This is a genomic window from Plantibacter sp. MPB07 (assembly GCF_046619465.1).
Classification (GTDB): domain Bacteria; phylum Actinomycetota; class Actinomycetes; order Actinomycetales; family Microbacteriaceae; genus Plantibacter; species Plantibacter auratus.
In genome coordinates, this window is record NZ_CP177043.1 from 2,551,497 (window position 1) to 2,567,920 (window position 16,424).

A 16,424-nucleotide genomic window follows, 5' to 3' on the forward strand; every position below is an offset into this window, starting at 1 on the left:
CTGTCGATTCGGGTGCCGCGGCGGCACCGCGGGGTGTCGGGTCAGACGACCCGGTTGGTGCTCGCGAGCCGCGTGCGCAGTCCGCTGACGATCTGGATGACCACCGGGGTGGACGTCCCGAGGACGCCGTCCCACTCGTGGATGGCCGCCTCGATGTCGCGCCGCAGCTGGACGGGCGAGGCGCCGCGACGAGCGTGTGCGGTGAGGCGCAGCGTGGACTGCTTGCGGATCCGGAAGCCGGTGACGTCGACGGAGACCACGTCGGGGTTGCGCCCGATCGCCTCCTCGAGGACCTGCTCGGCGACCTTCACGTCGAGCAGGACGCGACCACCGGTCGGGGTGTCCTTCGTCCGCTGCTCGTCGACCTGCAGCAGCGTTCCGGTGTGCCCGCGGCCCTGCCGGAACACGAACCAGAGGATGACGAGGATGAGCAGCAGGGCAACGACCGCCGCGACCCACAGGATCCACGGCTGGGCGTCGATGGTGTCGTTCGTCGGTCCGACGGCTCGCTCGGCGTTCTCGCTGATCGTGCGCTGCACGTCCGGCAGGAGCGCGCCCGCGGACAGGGCCGCACCGGCCGCGAGGACGACGAGTCCCACGACGAGGATGAAGAACCGGTTGAGGAATCGATTCGTGGAGTTCATCAGGCCACCGTTCCCTTGCTGCTCACGCGGACCTTGGCGCGGAGCGCCGGCCGGTAGTCGTAGGACGCGACCTCCGCGTCCACGGCCTGCTGGATCTCGCGCTGGTCGACGCGTCGGCCGCTCGTCGGCGTGACGTCGACGCGGGCGCTCCTGGCGCCGACGCTGACACTCACCTGCGAGGGGTCGATGTCACCGGCGTACGAGGCGACGCGGGCGAGCGACTGCGCGATCACGCGGTCGTCCACGACGGCCGCGGTGCGGTCGGCGATCGACCCGCGACGCCCTTGGCGGGCGGGGGCCAGCGACAGGACGATCAGCACGAGGCCGATGATCGCCGCGACCGCGCCGATGGCGACGAGCAGCGGGGCCGGTGCGGTCGCGGCAGTGAGCACCGCGGTGACGATGTCCTTCGGTGCGACGAGGAGCGCCGGCTGCCCGATCGCGGCCAGGACCGATTCGGTGCCGAGCCAGGCGAGCACGAGCGCGAGGATGATCGCGATCGTGATCGCAAGCGTCGACCGCGGCGAGTGGGTCTCGCGACGCACCGCGCGGCGGTACAGGGCTGGGGTGCTCACAACACCCTCCTTCGTTCTTCGAGCTTCGCGCCCGTGATGTGGAGGTCGACGCGTCCGATCGTCGACCCGGTCAGGTCCAGGCACCGCTCACGGATGCTGGTCTGTGCGCGTGCCAGGCGTTCGAGGACGGTTCCCGAGGTCCGGGATCCGGCGCCGAGCGGCGACACGTGGATGGGCGTGCTCGCGGTGACCGTGAGGGCCCCCTGGGCGTCGGAGAGCTCGACCGAGACCTCCGACGCCCGCACACCGAGTTCCTCCGCGGTGACGGCAGACACGACGCGACGCACGGCGCGGGAGCTGATCGTGTTGCGACCATGCACGGCCTGTTCGGCCGTCACCGCCGCGGTCACGACGACCGCCGCCCGCGGAGCGCGTCGGCGACACCGCGCAGGTCGAGCTTGCCCTCGAGCACGCGTCCGATGCCGAATCCGATCAGCATGAACAGCGCGACGAGGATCATGCTCCAGAACTCGAATGCGACGGCAGCCAGTGCCAGGACGGCACCGACGAGGATGCCGCGATCGGTCGTGGTCACTGGACGCGGCTCTCGTCAGCGTCGTTGTCGTCGTCCGACGGGATGTGGACGTCGGAGACGGTGACGTTGACCTCGGTGACGTCCATACCCACGACGTTCGAGATCGCGTCGGTGACGCTGCGACGGACGTCGTCCGCGACGCGCTGGAGGTCGACGGGGTACTCGGCGACGATCACGATGTCAGCGGCGACCTGCTTCTCGCCGACCTCGACCGAGACGCCCTGACCGCGGTCCTGGGCGTTGATGGCGTTGCGGATGGCGCCGATGGCGCGAGCTGCTCCGCCGCCGAGGTCGTGCACGCCGGGGACCTCGCGGGCTGCGATGCCGGCGACCTTCTGGACGACGCCGTCGGCGATGACGTTCTTGCCCGTGGAGGCGGTGGCTGCGTGGTTGGCGGTGTCGGTGGTGTTCGACATGGTGTTGCTCCTTCGGTGGCTGGTACTGCGGTTTCGCGTTCCGGGTGTCCGGTCGCGGTGCCCGTGTTCCGGGCGACATCTATGAGACTGCGCGTCACGCCCGATCCTCACGGTCGATCTCGTTTTCGTCGCGAAGCACTCAGTTTCTGGATATTCGCGACTCGTCGATCAGGCGCGGAGGGTCTGGCTCGGGCCCTCGCCGAAGCGGTTCCGGTAGGCGGAGGCGAAGCGGCCGAGGTGGACGAACCCCCACCGCTTCGCGACCTCGCCGACCGTGGTCTCCTGCGGCGAGCTGTCGGCGAGCTCGCGCCGGGTGCGGTCGAGGCGGATGTCGCGCAGGTAGGCGGTGGGCGACATGCCGAGCTCGCGACGGCAGTGGAGCTGCAGCGTCCTCGTGTGCAGCCCGGCCGCCTTCGCCGCGTCGGCGGGCGTGATGGGCTCCGCCGCGTGGTGGTGCAGGTATTCGACCGCGAGGCGGGTGCGCGCCATCGAGGGCTCGCGGAGCGGCTCCGGCAGGTCGACCACCGCCCACGGTGCGAGCTGCAGCAGCGCGAGGGCGAGCGGTCGCTGGGCGTTCATGCGGAGCAGCGGAGGGGCCGTCTCGTCGGTGAGTACCGGGGTGGAGGCGTTCAGCGCCACGCGCCAGCGCTCGATCGCCTCGGGTGTCGGCGTCGCCTCGAGGTCGAAGGACACCGATTGACTCGGGCCGGCGTGGATCTCGGTCGCGATGTCCTCGAGGTACGGTGCGGAGAACAGCACGGAGTTCTGCCGATGCGGGGTGAGGTGCACCGTGTACGGCCGGTGGAACGGGAGGACGAACGGGTGTCGCGGGATCTCCATCCGTTGGCCGTCGCGACGCACGATCCAGCCGCCGCCGGTCGTGACCCACGAGACCACGTAGTCGGTGAGGCCCGGGGTGTCGCCGGTGACGTGCCCGGTCATCGTCGCGGTGCGGAGCGAGACGCGGTCGTCGCCGATCGACACCCACTGGAACGAGAACGGCTCGGAACCGCGGGTGACGGTGAAGCGGCTGCCGTCGTAGGCGCGCTCGTAGTTCTGCCGGGCGACCGCCGGGTCGTCGCCGCTGACCGTGACCCTGCGGATCGGAACCGTCGACGCCGTACTGCTCGCACTGCCGAGCAGCGGGCCGGTGTCGGAGTCGCTCTCCGGATCTGATTCGGATGCGAGGAAGGAGTGTTGCATGGTCGTCCTTGTGCGAGTGGGGGTCTCTTCGTCGCGGGACGGGCCCCATGGCCCCGTCGGTTTCCCGCGTCATTGAAGAGACGGACCGTAAGGAGGGAATCTCACGGTTCACTCAGCAGTTCGTCAGACAACGCCGTCCCGGATGCCTCGCAGCACGCGTTTCGGTGAAAACTCAGTAGTCGGGACCTCCTGGTGAGGAGATGAATCCGTCCCCGGCGCCCGGTCCCTGAGCCTGTCGACGGGCAGCCGAAAGCGCCCGTTCCGTCGTCCTGAAGCTCTCCAGACGACGCAACGGGCGCTCTCAGTGATGTCGCAGTGCCGCCTACGCTGCGTCCAGATACCCGTTCGGGTTGAGGACGAACTTCTGCGCAGCCCCCGCATCGAACTCGGCGTACCCGCGCGGGGCGTCCTCGAGGGTGATCGCGGTGGCATTGACGTTCTTCGCGATGTGCACCTTGTCGTGCAGGATCGCCATCATCAGACCGTGGTTGTACTTCATGACCGGGCACTGACCGGTGGTGAACGACAGTGACTTTGCCCAGCCGGTACCGAGGCTCAGCGACAACGCACCCTTCTTCGCGGCCTCGTCGATACCACCCGGGTCACCCGTCACGTAGAGCCCGGGGATGCCGAGCGCACCGCCGGCCGCCGTGATGTCCATGAGCGAGTTGAGCACGGTCGCCGGGGCTTCGTGACCCGCGTCGCCGCCGTGACCACGAGCCTCGAAGCCGACGGCGTCGACCGCGCAGTCAACCTCCGGGACACCGAGGATCTGTTCGATCTGCTCCGCCGGCTCGCCCTTGGTGAGGTCGACGGTCTCGCAACCGAAGCTCCGCGCCTGCGCCAGCCGGTCGGCGTTCATGTCGCCGACGATGACAGCGGCAGCGCCGAGGAGCATGGCCCCGGTCGCTGCAGCGAGGCCGACGGGACCCGCACCTGCCACGTAGACGGTGGAGCCGACACCGACGCCCGCCGTCACCGCACCGTGGAAGCCGGTCGGGAAGATGTCGGAGAGCATCGTGAGGTCCATGATCTTCTCGAGCGCCTGGTCGCGGTCCGGGAACTTCAGGAGGTTCCAGTCGGCGTAGGGCACGAGCACGTACTCGGCCTGACCGCCAACCCAGCCACCCATGTCGACGTAGCCGTAGGCACTGCCCGGGCGGTCGGGGTTCACGTTGAGGCAGATGCCGGTCTTGCGCTCCTTGCAGTTGCGACAGCGACCGCAGGCGATGTTGAAGGGCACCGAGACGATGTCGCCGACCTTGATGAACTCGACGTCCGGTCCGACCTCGACGACTTCACCGGTGATCTCGTGTCCGAGGACGAGGTTCGGCGGTGCCGTGGTGCGGCCGCGGACCATGTGCTGGTCGGAGCCACAGATGTTGGTCGCGACGGTCTTGAGGATGGCGCCGTGGGGGACTTTCCGGCCGACGTTGGCCGGGTTCACCCCCGGTCCGTCCTTGAGTTCGAAGGTGGGGTAGTCGATGTCGATGACCTCGACGACACCCGCTGCTTTGTAGGCGACAGCTCTGTTACCTGACACGTGATCCTCCTTGATCGCGGGCGCCCGTTGTGGGGCACCCTGTGTCTGCTCGACCCTATCCCGCCCCTGCCGCGAGCGGCAGTCCCCCGGTCCCGCAGAACACCTCCGCCGGTCCCTGAGAACACCTCCGCCGGTCCCTGAGAACACCTCCGCCGGTCCCTGAGAACACCTCCGCCGGTCCCTGAGCTTGTCGAAGGGCACCCCTGTGGAGAGCGCCGTCGGTCGTCCGCACACCTTGTCTAGGCTGCCCGGAGGCCGTTGTCCGAAGCTGCGGTCTCACATGTACAGACGGAGGCTCAAAACGTACACTTGCGACATGTCCCGGATCAACGTCACCGAAGCTCGAGCGAAGTTCTCCGAGCTCATCGCGCGATCCCACACCGAAGCCGTCTTCGTGGAGCGTCGCGGGCGCGCGGAGGCCGTCATCATCAGTCCCGAACAGTACGACCGGATGATGGAGGCGCTCGAAGACGCCGAGGACGCCCGTGCCTTCGACGCGGCGATGGCCGAGGAGGGCGACAGCATCCCGTGGGCGCAGGCGAAGGCCGACCTCGGCTGGGAATGAGTCGATACGACATCGAGCTGCGGCCGGCCGCGATCAAGGCGCTCCGCAAGATCGACCATCAGGACCAACGACGCATCCGGGCCGCGATCGCTCTGCTCGGGGAGAACCCACGCCCGCCGAGCGCCACGGCGTTGCAGGGGCGCCCCGGCTTCCGAGTCAGGGTGGGCAACTATCGGATCGTGTACACGATCGATGACGGTGTGCTCCTCGTGGTCGTCATCACGCTCGGCCATCGGAGCGACATCTACCGGGGCTGACGTCCGGCGACTTCGTGTCGGCGCCCACCTCAACGCTCCTGAACTGCCCGCGGGGGCATATCCCGCTCACGATCCGGATCGGCGTGTGCTGCGACGAAGCGAACACCGGACAACCGCATCGTTCCGATCAGCAACCAGCAACGGGCCGACAAGCTACCGTCACCAGTGTCTAGAGGGACCGGACGAGAAAGATGTTAGCCCTACGCCCGAAAGTTGACTTCCGCCGCCACGACATCCCCCGCGGCCTCTAGACCCGTTGCTTCGGCAGTCGAAATGGGTCCAACGCGCCATACGGCCGGTCGATGTTCCGCCTGGTTTGACGCAACCAGTAGGCAGACCAAAGCAAACATCTTCGGCCCAGATGGCGCCAAGACGAGACGCCGACGGGGCGCGGCCGCAAAAACCAGGGAATCCACGGCAAGATACGTCTCGGCTATCGATCGAATATCGTATACAACAGGTGTTGTATGAACATCATCGAGCGTCAGCTGGTTGACCTGACGAGCAGCGAGCTGAAAGCGTGCATCATCGCTTGAAGCAATGAATGCCCATACCTCGTCGGGCTCCAATAGTTCAGTCAACCCCATGATTCGGTGGGGCTCCAGTCCAAGACCGGCGACCAATCCGATTGGAAGGGATGACGGTCGGAGATCCCCTCGAAAAACATCCGATACTGGACCCGCACTCAGGCTGAGGTGATCTACCGCGGCGCGGGCACTCGCCTCGTACGCCGCAGGTGCATAAACAAATTGCACATCGGCTTGGCCACTCACTGCTTGAAGCCTGTCCACGACTGAAGCGATGGTCGAACGACGCATACTGCTAATGTCCACACGTATCCTGGCACCGATCGCCGCAGCCGCGACGATCGCTTCGAGAGCGCCTTCTTCGCTTTGCAGCGCGGCGTCGGACGACTGCACTGCGGACAAATTGTTATCATACTCGCCGACCCCAGGCGAATGATAGTCAATGACGATGTGACTGTCAGCACGTGCACTCACGCGTGTAACGTATTGCGAACGACCCTCGTATCCGCACACTGTAACAAGGAAGTCAAATCTCTCGGATCTGGAGAAGATGACATCACTCACCTTCATACATACTCCACTCAAGGGGAAGAACCGGACCAGATTGCTGCGGCTGCGGGCGCGTGCGGGGATGCGTCGTCTGGAGAACGCTACTCAGACTGACATCCTTACCTAGGCGCAATGGCAATTCCTTTCCATCGCGCACTGATAGCAGGTGAGTGAGACGGAAGCGCTCATTCGTGAACGAAGAAAGCACTGCCGGGCTATTGCGACTTCGGAGGTGGACAATAGCTCCTGCGTAAAGGCAGAGCAACAGTGCGCGTCGCACTTCCTCAGGTGTGCCCTGATCAACCACGAAACTGTTAGGCGCATCTGCGGTGAACGGCCCAAGATTTCGATCTCGAAGGTAGCGAGAGACCGTATCCACCAACAAGAGCGGCGGCATGGCCTCACCAGTGCCCTGCCTCGTAGGTAGCACCCGCAACAGAGCCTCAAAGCGGTCAGCCACGCCCGTCAACGAGTCGATCTGAAAGCCAGCCGAAACGCTCTGACTCTTTGAATCGTAGCGCTCGAGCATTTGCGCGAAGGCACTCTTAATCCAGCGCGGGTTACCTTCGAGTATTGTCACTGCTGCAGTAGAACCAGTGAATGGTTCATACGACTTCTTTCGGCTACGCTTTACCGGTTGCCCATCGCGAAAATTGAGTAATGCATCGCGATAGACTAATAACGGAGAAATCTTACGAATGGTCGCTGACCTCTCGAAATAAGACATCGAACCCGCATCATTCAGGTTTACTTGGCGTCGATGGAGCCATTGCCTCAGCTCTGGATCCCGGTTTGCCATAGCACGCACCAGGCCGATCCCACTCCGCTCGTTCGCAGGACGGTCCCGGGGAGAAGGCGCTCGGTCGTCGAGGACCGCCGCAAGTTCGCGGCTCGGCAATCCGCGGGACTTCAGCGATGATTGCCACAGCCCGTTGGTGAACGCCTTCAGTTCACGCACCGGGCGGCCTGACAGGTAGATCGTGTCAAAGTCGTTGCCGGGCGAGGGAAGAGCATCTTCCCCGTAAATTTCCATGAAACGGTCGAATGGACTCATGGAGATTTTGAGAGTCAGTGACGGCGGGCCTCCCCGAACAAACTTGGTCACCATGGAATGAACCTCGGCAGGCGCGAGCTCCATCTCATCAAGTAGTAGGGCCCACCGGTGACCCCGTTGCCCGACCTCGCGGTTGAAAGCGTCTAGTGCTGGAATCAATAATCGCAGAGAGTCCGGTGCCGCCAACGCATGATCACGAAGATCTTCGCGCGCCAAGCGGAGAAGAATCATTTCTAGGGCGGATTGAAGCCCTTTGAAGCCTCCATGCACGTCCCGCAGTCCCCAAATGTGCGCGAAATGATTCGTAAGGACTGCCTCTGCGGTCAACGACAGTGCTGCTGGCAGGTGAATCCCGGCCTCTTCTGACATTCTGTACGTCATAGTGTCTATGGCAGCCAGAAGTAGCTGCCCAGCAAACGCCACGCGCACGTTTCCAGAGGAGGATTGGCTTGCCCAGAGCTCGTCGGCGGGTACGAAGATCGAGGTGTAATCAATCCTGAGTCGAGCCGCTGCCGCCTCGGGGCCACGCCAAGCCTCGAGCGTCTCGCCTGTTAGCATTCGGAGCAAAGTAGTCTTGCCGCTGCCGCGTGGGCCAATGACGTAGATATGGTCGTTGCTACTTAGGCGCTCGAACTCCGCCGGCACCACGAAACTGTCGGCTACTTGACCAGCTGTCATCCGCTTGGCATTGAAGGCATCCAGTCCGTTAGACATGCGTTTCACTCTTTCGCCCTACTACCTGCACTTGATTGTCGACACCGCGTAATGCTTGCAGGCCCCGCTCGGCCATATGAAACTCGAGAGCTTCCTCATCTGCCGGCATGAGGAATGGCAAATCTCCCAGGTGGCTAACCAGGTGCGCATAAGGCAGGAACGATCCCGGCGCAGTCGGGACTAACGCGTCGACCTGGGCTGCGAGATGCGCTGGATCAGCGTTACTACCAAACCCTGCTCGGGCGGGCAGCCCCGACCCCTTACGTTCCGAACGGTACCATCCCACTCCAACACCCCAACTGTAGCTTTCTACCGACCCCACGAGCGTCGACCCTTCTTCGGGTGCACGACTCCCGAGTTCTAGAACATGGAACTGGTTTCGCGCGACAGTATCGACGGGACTCCAGATCTTCGCTCCCAGGCTTCCCGCGCACAGCACGATCGGTCCGTTCGAGGAGACAGTAGTTGCACGAACGAGTTGCGGAATATGCTTATGCCCGTGAAGCACTAGCCACCTGCCCGACGAGTGAGAATTTGTGAACAACTCAATGAGCTCACCACCACGGCGCATGGGGCCGTATGTGTCCTGAAGATGCGAAGCAAGCTGATGTTCAAGCGGATGGTGGTGAACCATAGCGATGTTAATCTTCGGTTCTGCCCCGGCGAGATAGGCTCGCAGCTCATCTTCTACGCTCGGGAGAAGCCCCCCTCGTTCGATTTGATGGAAATACGCGACGCCTTCAGGTGATCTTATATCGGCAGGGTATGGCGGAAAGTCTGCGGTGGAGTTCAGCACAAGAATGCGGTGGTCTGCCTCTTCAATGACGCACCAACCCCTTTGCCAATACGTCCGATCGATGGCATCGTCGCCTGTCGGAAAGCTCGGGAGCAGATCGCGCAGCATTCTCCACCGATCTGGACTCGGACTGTGGGTCACGACGTCGTGGTTACCCGCCGTCGCGATCAGCCGAGCTTCTAGTAGCGCTGCGATGCCATGTGACTGGCGCCATCCGTACTGAAGCCCCTCGGCATTGGCCTTGTTCGCGGTGTCGCCGGGAAGGAGCAAGTAGTCCGCCGTCAAAGACAGTTCGGTGATCAGATGCTGCAGGTCTACCATCGGGTACTGGCCACGCTGCGTCTGCGTCGGTTCGAGGTAGATTCGAGTGTCGCCGTTCTCAAGCTCGTCAGCATGAATGTCGGACATGATCGCGAAGCGGATCTTTGGCACGGTCCCCCTCTAAACTCGAGCCGCGATGACGGCCTCTCTGATGAGAACATAGTGGACAGCGGCCATCGCAGTGCTCAAGACAGGGTGCGGGCACGCATGTCCAGTTCTGAGAGCGGAGACTACTTGCCCGTCCGATACATGGGAACGAAGCGCCACATGGTCGACTTCGTGCGCGAGACCATTCTGGCGCTCGAGCCCTCAGGTCCCGTCGTTGATCTTTTTGCTGGCATGGGAACAGTGGCGGCCAGCCTGTCTGAACACGCCCCCATCGTTGCGAACGACGCTCTTGGGTTCGTCGCATGCCTCTCGAGAGCCCGCTTTCTCGGCGAAGGCCGGTCTACGACGGCCGCGGAAGCGGTGGCCCGACTCCGCGAGGCCTACGACGGTCACGTTCACTGGCTCAACGGCGCTAACGTCGAGCGTCTACTTGCGGAGCAGGCCGCCTTCGCCTCTTCGGACTCTCTCCTCGCGGACCACATGCGTCGGGCCGCCCACGTCGCGGTTTCAAGCGCTTCTCGCCGCGAGGCACGGTCCGCCGGCGCTGCTAGCGGCCGCGAGTTCTATCGTCTAACTAGCCTGTATTTCTCGTCGGGCTACTTCACTTACCAACAGGCGAACGCGCTTGATGCGTTGCGGGCCGCCATCGACGACGATGGCGTGACCGCAGAACGAGACTGGCTACTCAGTGCATGGCTCGGCGCCGCCTCGGCTGTCATGAACGCGCCAGGTCACACAGCGCAGTTCTTGTTTCCCCGTTCCCACGCCGCTGCCGAGCGGGTTCGTCGCGCTGCAAGACTCGACGTCTGGGAACTCTTCGCCCGGGCGCTAGCCGACAACACACAGGTGGGTTCAGCTGCGTGGCGCGCGAAGAACCGTGTCACATCTTCAGATGCATTGACTCTCTTGACCTCCAACGATCTGGCGCATGCATCGGTCTTGTACGCAGATCCGCCATACACGCGGGACCAGTACTCGCGGTTCTATCACGTCTACGAGACCATGTACCGCTACGACTTTCCCGACGCTCGAGGACAGGGTCGGAACCGATCCGATGGATTTATCACCAATTTCTCGCAGAAGTCAGGCGTTGATAACGCATTCCGCGCCTTATTTCGGGGAGCGAGACGCTTACGCATCCCCTTAATTGTCAGCTATCCCGAAAATGGCCTTTTAACGGCCACCGGCTCTGGAGTTGCGGATGTCGCTCAGGGTTTTTTCTCCGCGATCGAAGTTCACACTATTCCCGCTTCACATTCGACGCTTGGAGCTTCAAATGGCAGTCAGAAGAAGCTAGCTTCGGAGCAGCTGTTCGTGCTTACAAACTAGAGGTCGCGGCGGCGCGGCCACCGCGCAAATGGCCGGTTTCGGTCGCTAGAAGCTTTGGGGGGTCGGTCGACCTGGACGCGGCCCGTGGCGCACCTCGGCACCCTCCGCTCACAGTGCACCGAAAACGATCGTTTCCGGCCGACCAGCCTCCTCGGCGACGGTATGCTTTCCCAGCATGACGGACCCCAACCCTGGCCGGGACCTAGACGGTCAGGATGCCCCAACGAACAAACCCATCGAGTTCGACGACGACGGCCAGTTTCGCCTCGACGGCTATTGGAACTCGTACCAGTTCCTGCCGCCTCTAACAGGCGACGATGCGCACCTGTTGGCCGCGCGGGCCGAGGAAGTCGGATACAAGCTTCTTTTCCGCCGCGCCGACTACTCAGTCCGCGAGGTACAAGCTCTACTCGTTCACAGCGGTCCCAGCTACTTTCTCGATCTGACCGAACTCGAGGAGGACATTTCACCCAAAGAGCCGCCGGCAACAGCGGAACAGCGGATGGCGGCGCGGATGAGAAAACTGGCACCGGAGACGGAGCTGGTCGTCACAGATCCATACCTCTTCACACCTGGACGAAAAGCAGACGCGACGGCGTACGCGAAAGTGGTCGGAAGGATGATCGCCCCCGCTCTCACACCAGGCCTCCGCATCACGGCGATCGTCTCACCAAAGGGAAGCCACTCGACAGTGAGAGCGGCAGTCGAGGCGGAGTTGCACTCTCGCGGTCAGGATCTGACAATTTCCGTGATTGAAGCCGATGATTTCCATGATCGATTCTGGATAGCGGACCGAGAACGTGGCTTCGTCAGCGGCACATCACTCAACAAGATCGGCCGCCGGATCTTCTTTGTCGACGAATTGAGCCCAACGGACGTCATAGATGTCCTGGCTGAGGTGGACAGGATAGTCGACTGAACGAGCAGCGCTGATAGTCATCCGCGAGCGGCCAGACTCGCCGTCGTTCGAGAACACATGGTCGACCCGACGGAGCGCCCTCCAAACCTACTCGCGAGATTCTTGAAAAGATGCGCAACGCGCAGTGCGCTTGTCCCTGAGCCTGTCGAAGGGCCCTGCCTCGTTTGCAGATCCCCCTCCTCGGCGCCCTGAGCTTGTCGAAGGGCGCGCGCAGCGCTCGTGTCGGCGCCCGCATCTACGCTGGTGGAGCAGACCCCCGAGGAGAGCACCCAGCATGAAGAAGACTCCCTTGGCGTTGCTCGTCGCGCTCCTTGCAGCCGTCGTGGTCCTCGTCGCGACGCAGGTCGACGGCGGGATCGTGTTCGGCGAGCCAGGATCATCGACGCCGACATCCGTCGCACCGACGCCCGCAGCGGTCAGCCCAAGCGCGCGGGCTTCGCTCGAGGCCGCCGGCTTCGCTGTCGTGGACGCGTCCGGGCAGTTGATCGTCTCGGCCGACGCCGTCGAAGACGCGCTGGCCGACGTCGACACCGCGACCCAGGTCGCCACCGGGTACGACCGGGACCGGTTCGGTCAGCGCTGGGCCGACATCGACCGCAACGGCTGCGACACCCGCAACGACGTGCTGGCGCGCGACCTCGTCGACGTCACCTTCAAGCCGGGGACCCGCGACTGCGTCGTCCTCACCGGCGTTTTACACGACCTCTACACGGGGTCGACGATCGACTTCCAGCGCGGTGAGCGGTCGAGTCAGCTCGTGCAGATCGACCACGTCGTGCCGCTCGCGTGGGGTTGGCGTCACGGCGGGAACACGTGGACGGAGCAGCAGCGGGAGCAGTTCGCGAACGACCCGATCAACCTGCAGGCCGTCGACGGCGCCACGAACTCCTCGAAGTCGGACTCCGGCCCCGGCGATTGGATGCCGCCCTCGGCCGCCTCGCACTGCGAGTACGCGGCTCGGTTCGTGCTCGTGCTGATGGCATACGACCTCACGGTCGACGACGCCGACCGCCAGGCGCTCACGGGCACGCTGGGCACCTGCCGGGCGTAGCGGCGCGTGGCCGCCGCACGAGAACAGGACAAACGCCCGAGAATCGGACATTTCCCGCGATTCCATCCGGTTCTCGCGCCGATATCCTGCTGTCAGGCGGCACGAAAAAAGCGGCCCACCGAAGTGGACCGCTTTTCAGAATGTGCGCCCGAAGGGATTCGAACCCCCAACCTTCTGATCCGTAGTCAGATGCTCTATCCGTTGAGCTACGGGCGCATTGCTTGCTGAGAGAAGAGAACTTCGGCTCGGCAGGCCGAAGTAGAGCCTACAACACTGAAGCCGAAGACGCGAATCGTGCTGCGAGGGGTACGGGGCCGGGGAGGGGAACGCCCTTCGACAAGCTCAGGGACCCGGATGGTCGCTCAGGGACCGGGGAAAGTGGCTCAGGGACCGGAGAAGGTAACTCACGGACCGGGTACGGCCCGGGCAGCATCGAAGGGCTCCCCATCGACACGACGGGCGCCGACATGGAACAGTCGATGCGACCACCTGCCGAGAGGACGATGTGAGCGCAGCACCAGGACCGACGAACGACGGGTTCACCATGATCGGCCGCCATCCCGTCAGGGCGAACCTCGTCCTCATCGTCATCCTGTCGGGCATCCTCGCCACCGTCCTCGGCTGGATCACCGGAACCGTCATCGACGGCATCTTCGACATCGCACCCACGGCGCTCATCGTCATTCCGGCCTTCTTCCTCCTCACCGCCGGCATCTGCCTGTCCTACCTCCGGACCGCCTTCCGCCCGGTCGGTGTCGACGCCGTCCGCGGCACAGCCCTCCTCGGCGGCCAGACGGTCCCGCTCCGCTCGATCGTGAGCGGCGAGCTCCTCACCCGCAATCCCGCCGCGACCACGCCGGCCCTCAGCCTGCGACTCACGACCGACACCGGCGCACGCGCCCGCATCATCATGAACGGCGGCTGGCTTCGCAGCCTCCCCACGTCGGACCTCGTGCCACTCGTCGCGCTCATCGCCGGCAGCGGCATCCCCGATGACACCGGTCAGGATCCGCTCGACGTCGGCCGGGAACGCATCTCGCGATCCCTCGCCGGGAAGGGCTCGGACGTCGCGATCGGTCGACGCGGGTTCATCGGCGACTGCATCGCCGTGGCGGAGTCCACCGGCGACGTGAAGCTGCTCGACGCGGTGGTCCAGGCCGCGGGGCCGCTCGGCCGGAGCATCCGGGACGAAGCGATGCGGGCCGCACAGGGCGCAGTGGAGGAGGTCGTGCGCGCGCATCAGGACGTGGCTCCAGCGGCGCCTGACGCCCCGAACCCGACTCCCCTCGTGCCGCCTGCGCCGCAGTACGGGTCGGTCCTCGCGGACGAGGACGAGGCGGTCGACGACGACACGGACGACGACCGGTTCCGGCGACCGGACGACCCGGCCCGGCTGGCCGCGGAGCAGCTCATCGACCGAGTGCACCTCGACAAGCTCGGTGACCGGAATGGGGCGCTTGGCAATCGGGATGCGGAGCTTGGCAACCGGAATGGGGCGCTCGGCAATCGGGATGCGGAGCGCGGCGATCGGGATGCGGAACGCGGCGACTCGGACGACGGACGCGAGTTGCCGTCGTGGATTCCGCCACAGGACCAGGCGCGGGTGTGGTCCTGGCTCGCGGACGACGACGACGTCGTCCACCTGCAACCGATTCCGGAGACGGTCGGCGCACGCACCCTCCGAAAGGTCTGCGACCGGATTCTCATCGGGCTCGCCGGGATCGGCCTGCTCGCGATCTTCGGGGCGGCCATCGCGGAAGGGGTCATCGACCGCCTCCTGCCGTCCGACGCGAACGCGCTCGTCGCCGTCGCCGTGGTCGGCTCGGCACTGCTCGCGTTCGTCGCGTGGATCGTCGGCGGCATCGCGCGGGCACGCGAGATCCACATCGCTCAGCGCTTCTCCCTCGACTGGCTCGACCGGCGCGGCCCGGAACAACGCCGCCGCGGACTTCCGCCCGTGCTCCTGCAGCACTTCCTCGGCCCGATACCCGCGTCGCGCTTGTTCGCCGCCGGAGCGTACGCCGGCACCTGCCTCGGCGGCGTCGGTGTCCTCGCGGGCGCCCTCCTCTCCGTCGACCCGGAGGAGCTCGGCGCGACCGGGCCGATCATGCTCGGCGTCAGCCTCGTGCTCGTGGCTGTCGGGACGGTGCTGTTCATCATGCGCTGGCGGCGGATCAAGCGGCAGCGGGCACTCGCGATCGAGCTCGGCGGCGAGCGCCTGGCGTACCTCGGGAACCTGTAGGCGAGCGGGCGGTCGGCGGACCCTTCGACAAGCTCAGTGACCGGACAAGGATCCACCGCGTTCGACAAGCTCAGGGGCCGGACGAGATCCCGCAAACCTGGGTCGAAAACACCCCTTGCGCAATCGGTACTCAGTGTTACTATCTACCAGTACCTAGTATCACTCAGTAGTCGGCAAGGAGTGCCATGGCGAAGCAGATGACCGAGATGCTCAAGGGGACGCTCGAAGGCATCGTCCTGGCGCTGCTCGCCGGCTCCCCCGCCTACGGCTACGAGATCACCGCCCGCCTGCGCGACAAGGGCTTCACCGACATCGCCGAAGGCACCATCTACGCGATCCTCGTCCGGATCGAGCAGAAGGGGCTCGTCAGCATCGAGAAGCGCCCCTCCGAGAAGGGCCCACCCCGCAAGGTGTACGCCCTCAACCCCGACGGCGAGCGTTACCTCGCCGAGTTCTGGAACACCTGGAGCTTCCTGTCCGAGCGACTCGAACAGCTCCGAGACGAAAGGTCCTGACCATGTTCCTCAGCCGCATGATCGAGGAGAAACGGCACTACAAGCGGTTCCGCGCACGCACCCGGGCGCTCCCGCCCAACTACCGGACGACCGTCGAGGCACTCGAGCACTACGTGTATTACTTCGCCTCCGCGCGCAGCACGAACCTGCTCCCGCTCCTCGACAACCTCACCGAGCTCTTCGAAGAGGCCGCAGCCAACGACATGCCGATCCGCAGCATCGTCGGCGACGACCCGATCGAGTTCATCGAGGAACTCATCCGCAACTACGCACCGGGCGAGTGGATCCTCAAGGAACGCGCACGCCTCACGAGCGCGATCGACGCCGCTGCGCACGGCACCGGTCCCGGCAGCGACCCTCGCTGACCTCCCCGACGCCACCGCACTGACCACCCGCAGAGCCGGGCACACCGCACCACCCGCTGCAGATCGCACCACAGGCACCAGGTCGACGCCGCAACCATCGACCAGCGACACCGCGCCTGGGTAGCGGCGTTCGCCGCGCCCACCCGCGACCGCCTCGGCGGCTCCCCCACCCGCACCTCGCGCACCTTCGAGCGCG

18 protein-coding genes and 1 tRNA gene are annotated in these 16,424 nt (G+C 64.8%); 8 read left to right on the forward strand and 11 right to left on the reverse strand.

Features of this window, described 5'->3' with window-relative positions:
• Positions 1-41: 41 nt before the first annotated feature.
• The 7 genes from ACLIME_RS11715 to fdhA form a co-directional block, all read right to left on the reverse strand.
• Complete coding sequence (locus ACLIME_RS11715) at positions 42-644, reverse strand: hypothetical protein (RefSeq protein WP_411557017.1); 603 nt, start codon at positions 642-644, stop codon at positions 42-44.
• Complete coding sequence (locus ACLIME_RS11720; protein ID WP_124767524.1) at positions 644-1,219, reverse strand: DUF6286 domain-containing protein; 576 nt, start codon at positions 1,217-1,219, stop codon at positions 644-646. Before ACLIME_RS11720 ends, ACLIME_RS11715 begins: the two co-directional genes overlap by 1 nt.
• Positions 1,216-1,569: a hypothetical protein gene (locus ACLIME_RS11725; protein ID WP_064296820.1), complete on the reverse strand. Its 354-nt coding sequence runs from the start codon at positions 1,567-1,569 to the stop codon at positions 1,216-1,218. The genes ACLIME_RS11720 and ACLIME_RS11725 overlap by 4 nt, the downstream gene beginning before the upstream one ends.
• Positions 1,566-1,754, reverse strand: a complete 189-nt coding sequence (locus tag ACLIME_RS11730) for a DUF2273 domain-containing protein (protein WP_411557018.1) — start codon at positions 1,752-1,754, stop codon at positions 1,566-1,568. Before ACLIME_RS11730 ends, ACLIME_RS11725 begins: the two co-directional genes overlap by 4 nt.
• Entirely contained in the window at positions 1,751-2,170 is a 420-nt protein-coding gene (locus ACLIME_RS11735; RefSeq protein WP_085513765.1) for an Asp23/Gls24 family envelope stress response protein, read from the reverse strand. Before ACLIME_RS11735 ends, ACLIME_RS11730 begins: the two co-directional genes overlap by 4 nt.
• Before the next feature lie 168 nt (positions 2,171-2,338).
• Positions 2,339-3,373 carry a helix-turn-helix transcriptional regulator gene (locus tag ACLIME_RS11740; protein ID WP_411557019.1) on the reverse strand — a complete coding sequence of 345 codons (1,035 nt, stop codon included), beginning with the start codon at positions 3,371-3,373 and terminating at the stop codon, positions 2,339-2,341.
• Positions 3,374-3,695: 322 nt separating this feature from the next.
• Positions 3,696-4,916, reverse strand: a complete 1,221-nt coding sequence (gene fdhA / locus ACLIME_RS11745; protein WP_079706515.1) for a formaldehyde dehydrogenase, glutathione-independent — start codon at positions 4,914-4,916, stop codon at positions 3,696-3,698.
• A gap of 316 nt (positions 4,917-5,232) precedes the next feature.
• On the opposite strand from fdhA, the gene ACLIME_RS11750 reads away from it, so the two are divergent.
• Positions 5,233-5,481, forward strand: coding sequence for a type II toxin-antitoxin system Phd/YefM family antitoxin (locus ACLIME_RS11750; RefSeq protein WP_064296825.1), 249 nt, complete (start codon positions 5,233-5,235; stop codon positions 5,479-5,481).
• A complete protein-coding gene (locus tag ACLIME_RS11755) occupies positions 5,478-5,738 on the forward strand; it encodes a type II toxin-antitoxin system RelE family toxin (protein WP_411557020.1) in 261 nt (86 codons plus the stop codon). The genes ACLIME_RS11750 and ACLIME_RS11755 overlap by 4 nt, the downstream gene beginning before the upstream one ends.
• 200 nt (positions 5,739-5,938) lie before the next feature.
• Here the strand turns inward: ACLIME_RS11755 and ACLIME_RS11760 are convergent, their stop codons facing one another.
• From ACLIME_RS11760 to ACLIME_RS11770, 3 genes are all read right to left on the reverse strand, one after another.
• On the reverse strand, positions 5,939-6,739 hold the full coding sequence (locus ACLIME_RS11760) for a hypothetical protein (RefSeq protein WP_411557021.1): 801 nt from the start codon (positions 6,737-6,739) through the stop codon (positions 5,939-5,941).
• A gap of 82 nt (positions 6,740-6,821) precedes the next feature.
• The gene (locus ACLIME_RS11765) at positions 6,822-8,582 is read right to left on the reverse strand and encodes a hypothetical protein (RefSeq protein ID WP_411557022.1); all 1,761 of its coding nucleotides are present in this window, start codon (positions 8,580-8,582) and stop codon (positions 6,822-6,824) included.
• Positions 8,575-9,810 (reverse strand): metallophosphoesterase family protein, encoded by a 1,236-nt coding sequence (locus ACLIME_RS11770; RefSeq protein ID WP_411557023.1) that lies wholly within the window; start codon positions 9,808-9,810, stop codon positions 8,575-8,577. Before ACLIME_RS11770 ends, ACLIME_RS11765 begins: the two co-directional genes overlap by 8 nt.
• Positions 9,811-9,966: 156 nt before the next feature.
• Here ACLIME_RS11770 and ACLIME_RS11775 point away from each other — a divergent pair, with 156 nt between their 5' ends.
• The 3 genes from ACLIME_RS11775 (at position 9,967) to ACLIME_RS11785 (ending at position 13,106) form a co-directional block, all read left to right on the forward strand.
• Positions 9,967-11,136, forward strand: coding sequence for a DNA adenine methylase (locus ACLIME_RS11775; RefSeq protein WP_411557024.1), 1,170 nt, complete (start codon positions 9,967-9,969; stop codon positions 11,134-11,136).
• Positions 11,137-11,311: 175 nt separating this feature from the next.
• Positions 11,312-12,055 (forward strand): hypothetical protein, encoded by a 744-nt coding sequence (locus ACLIME_RS11780; protein ID WP_411557025.1) that lies wholly within the window; start codon positions 11,312-11,314, stop codon positions 12,053-12,055.
• A gap of 274 nt (positions 12,056-12,329) precedes the next feature.
• Positions 12,330-13,106: an HNH endonuclease family protein gene (locus ACLIME_RS11785; protein WP_411557026.1), complete on the forward strand. Its 777-nt coding sequence runs from the start codon at positions 12,330-12,332 to the stop codon at positions 13,104-13,106.
• A gap of 143 nt (positions 13,107-13,249) precedes the next feature.
• Here the strand turns inward: ACLIME_RS11785 and ACLIME_RS11790 are convergent.
• A tRNA-Arg gene (locus ACLIME_RS11790) sits at positions 13,250-13,322 on the reverse strand.
• 289 nt (positions 13,323-13,611) lie between these two features.
• On the opposite strand from ACLIME_RS11790, the gene ACLIME_RS11795 reads away from it, so the two are divergent.
• From ACLIME_RS11795 to ACLIME_RS11805, 3 genes are all read left to right on the forward strand, one after another.
• The gene (locus ACLIME_RS11795; RefSeq protein ID WP_411557027.1) at positions 13,612-15,348 is read left to right on the forward strand and encodes a hypothetical protein; all 1,737 of its coding nucleotides are present in this window, start codon (positions 13,612-13,614) and stop codon (positions 15,346-15,348) included.
• Positions 15,349-15,533: 185 nt separating this feature from the next.
• On the forward strand, positions 15,534-15,863 hold the full coding sequence (locus tag ACLIME_RS11800; protein ID WP_079706510.1) for a PadR family transcriptional regulator: 330 nt from the start codon (positions 15,534-15,536) through the stop codon (positions 15,861-15,863).
• A gap of 2 nt (positions 15,864-15,865) precedes the next feature.
• A complete protein-coding gene (locus tag ACLIME_RS11805; RefSeq protein ID WP_124767530.1) occupies positions 15,866-16,228 on the forward strand; it encodes a DUF1048 domain-containing protein in 363 nt (120 codons plus the stop codon).
• Positions 16,229-16,424 lie beyond the last annotated feature (196 nt).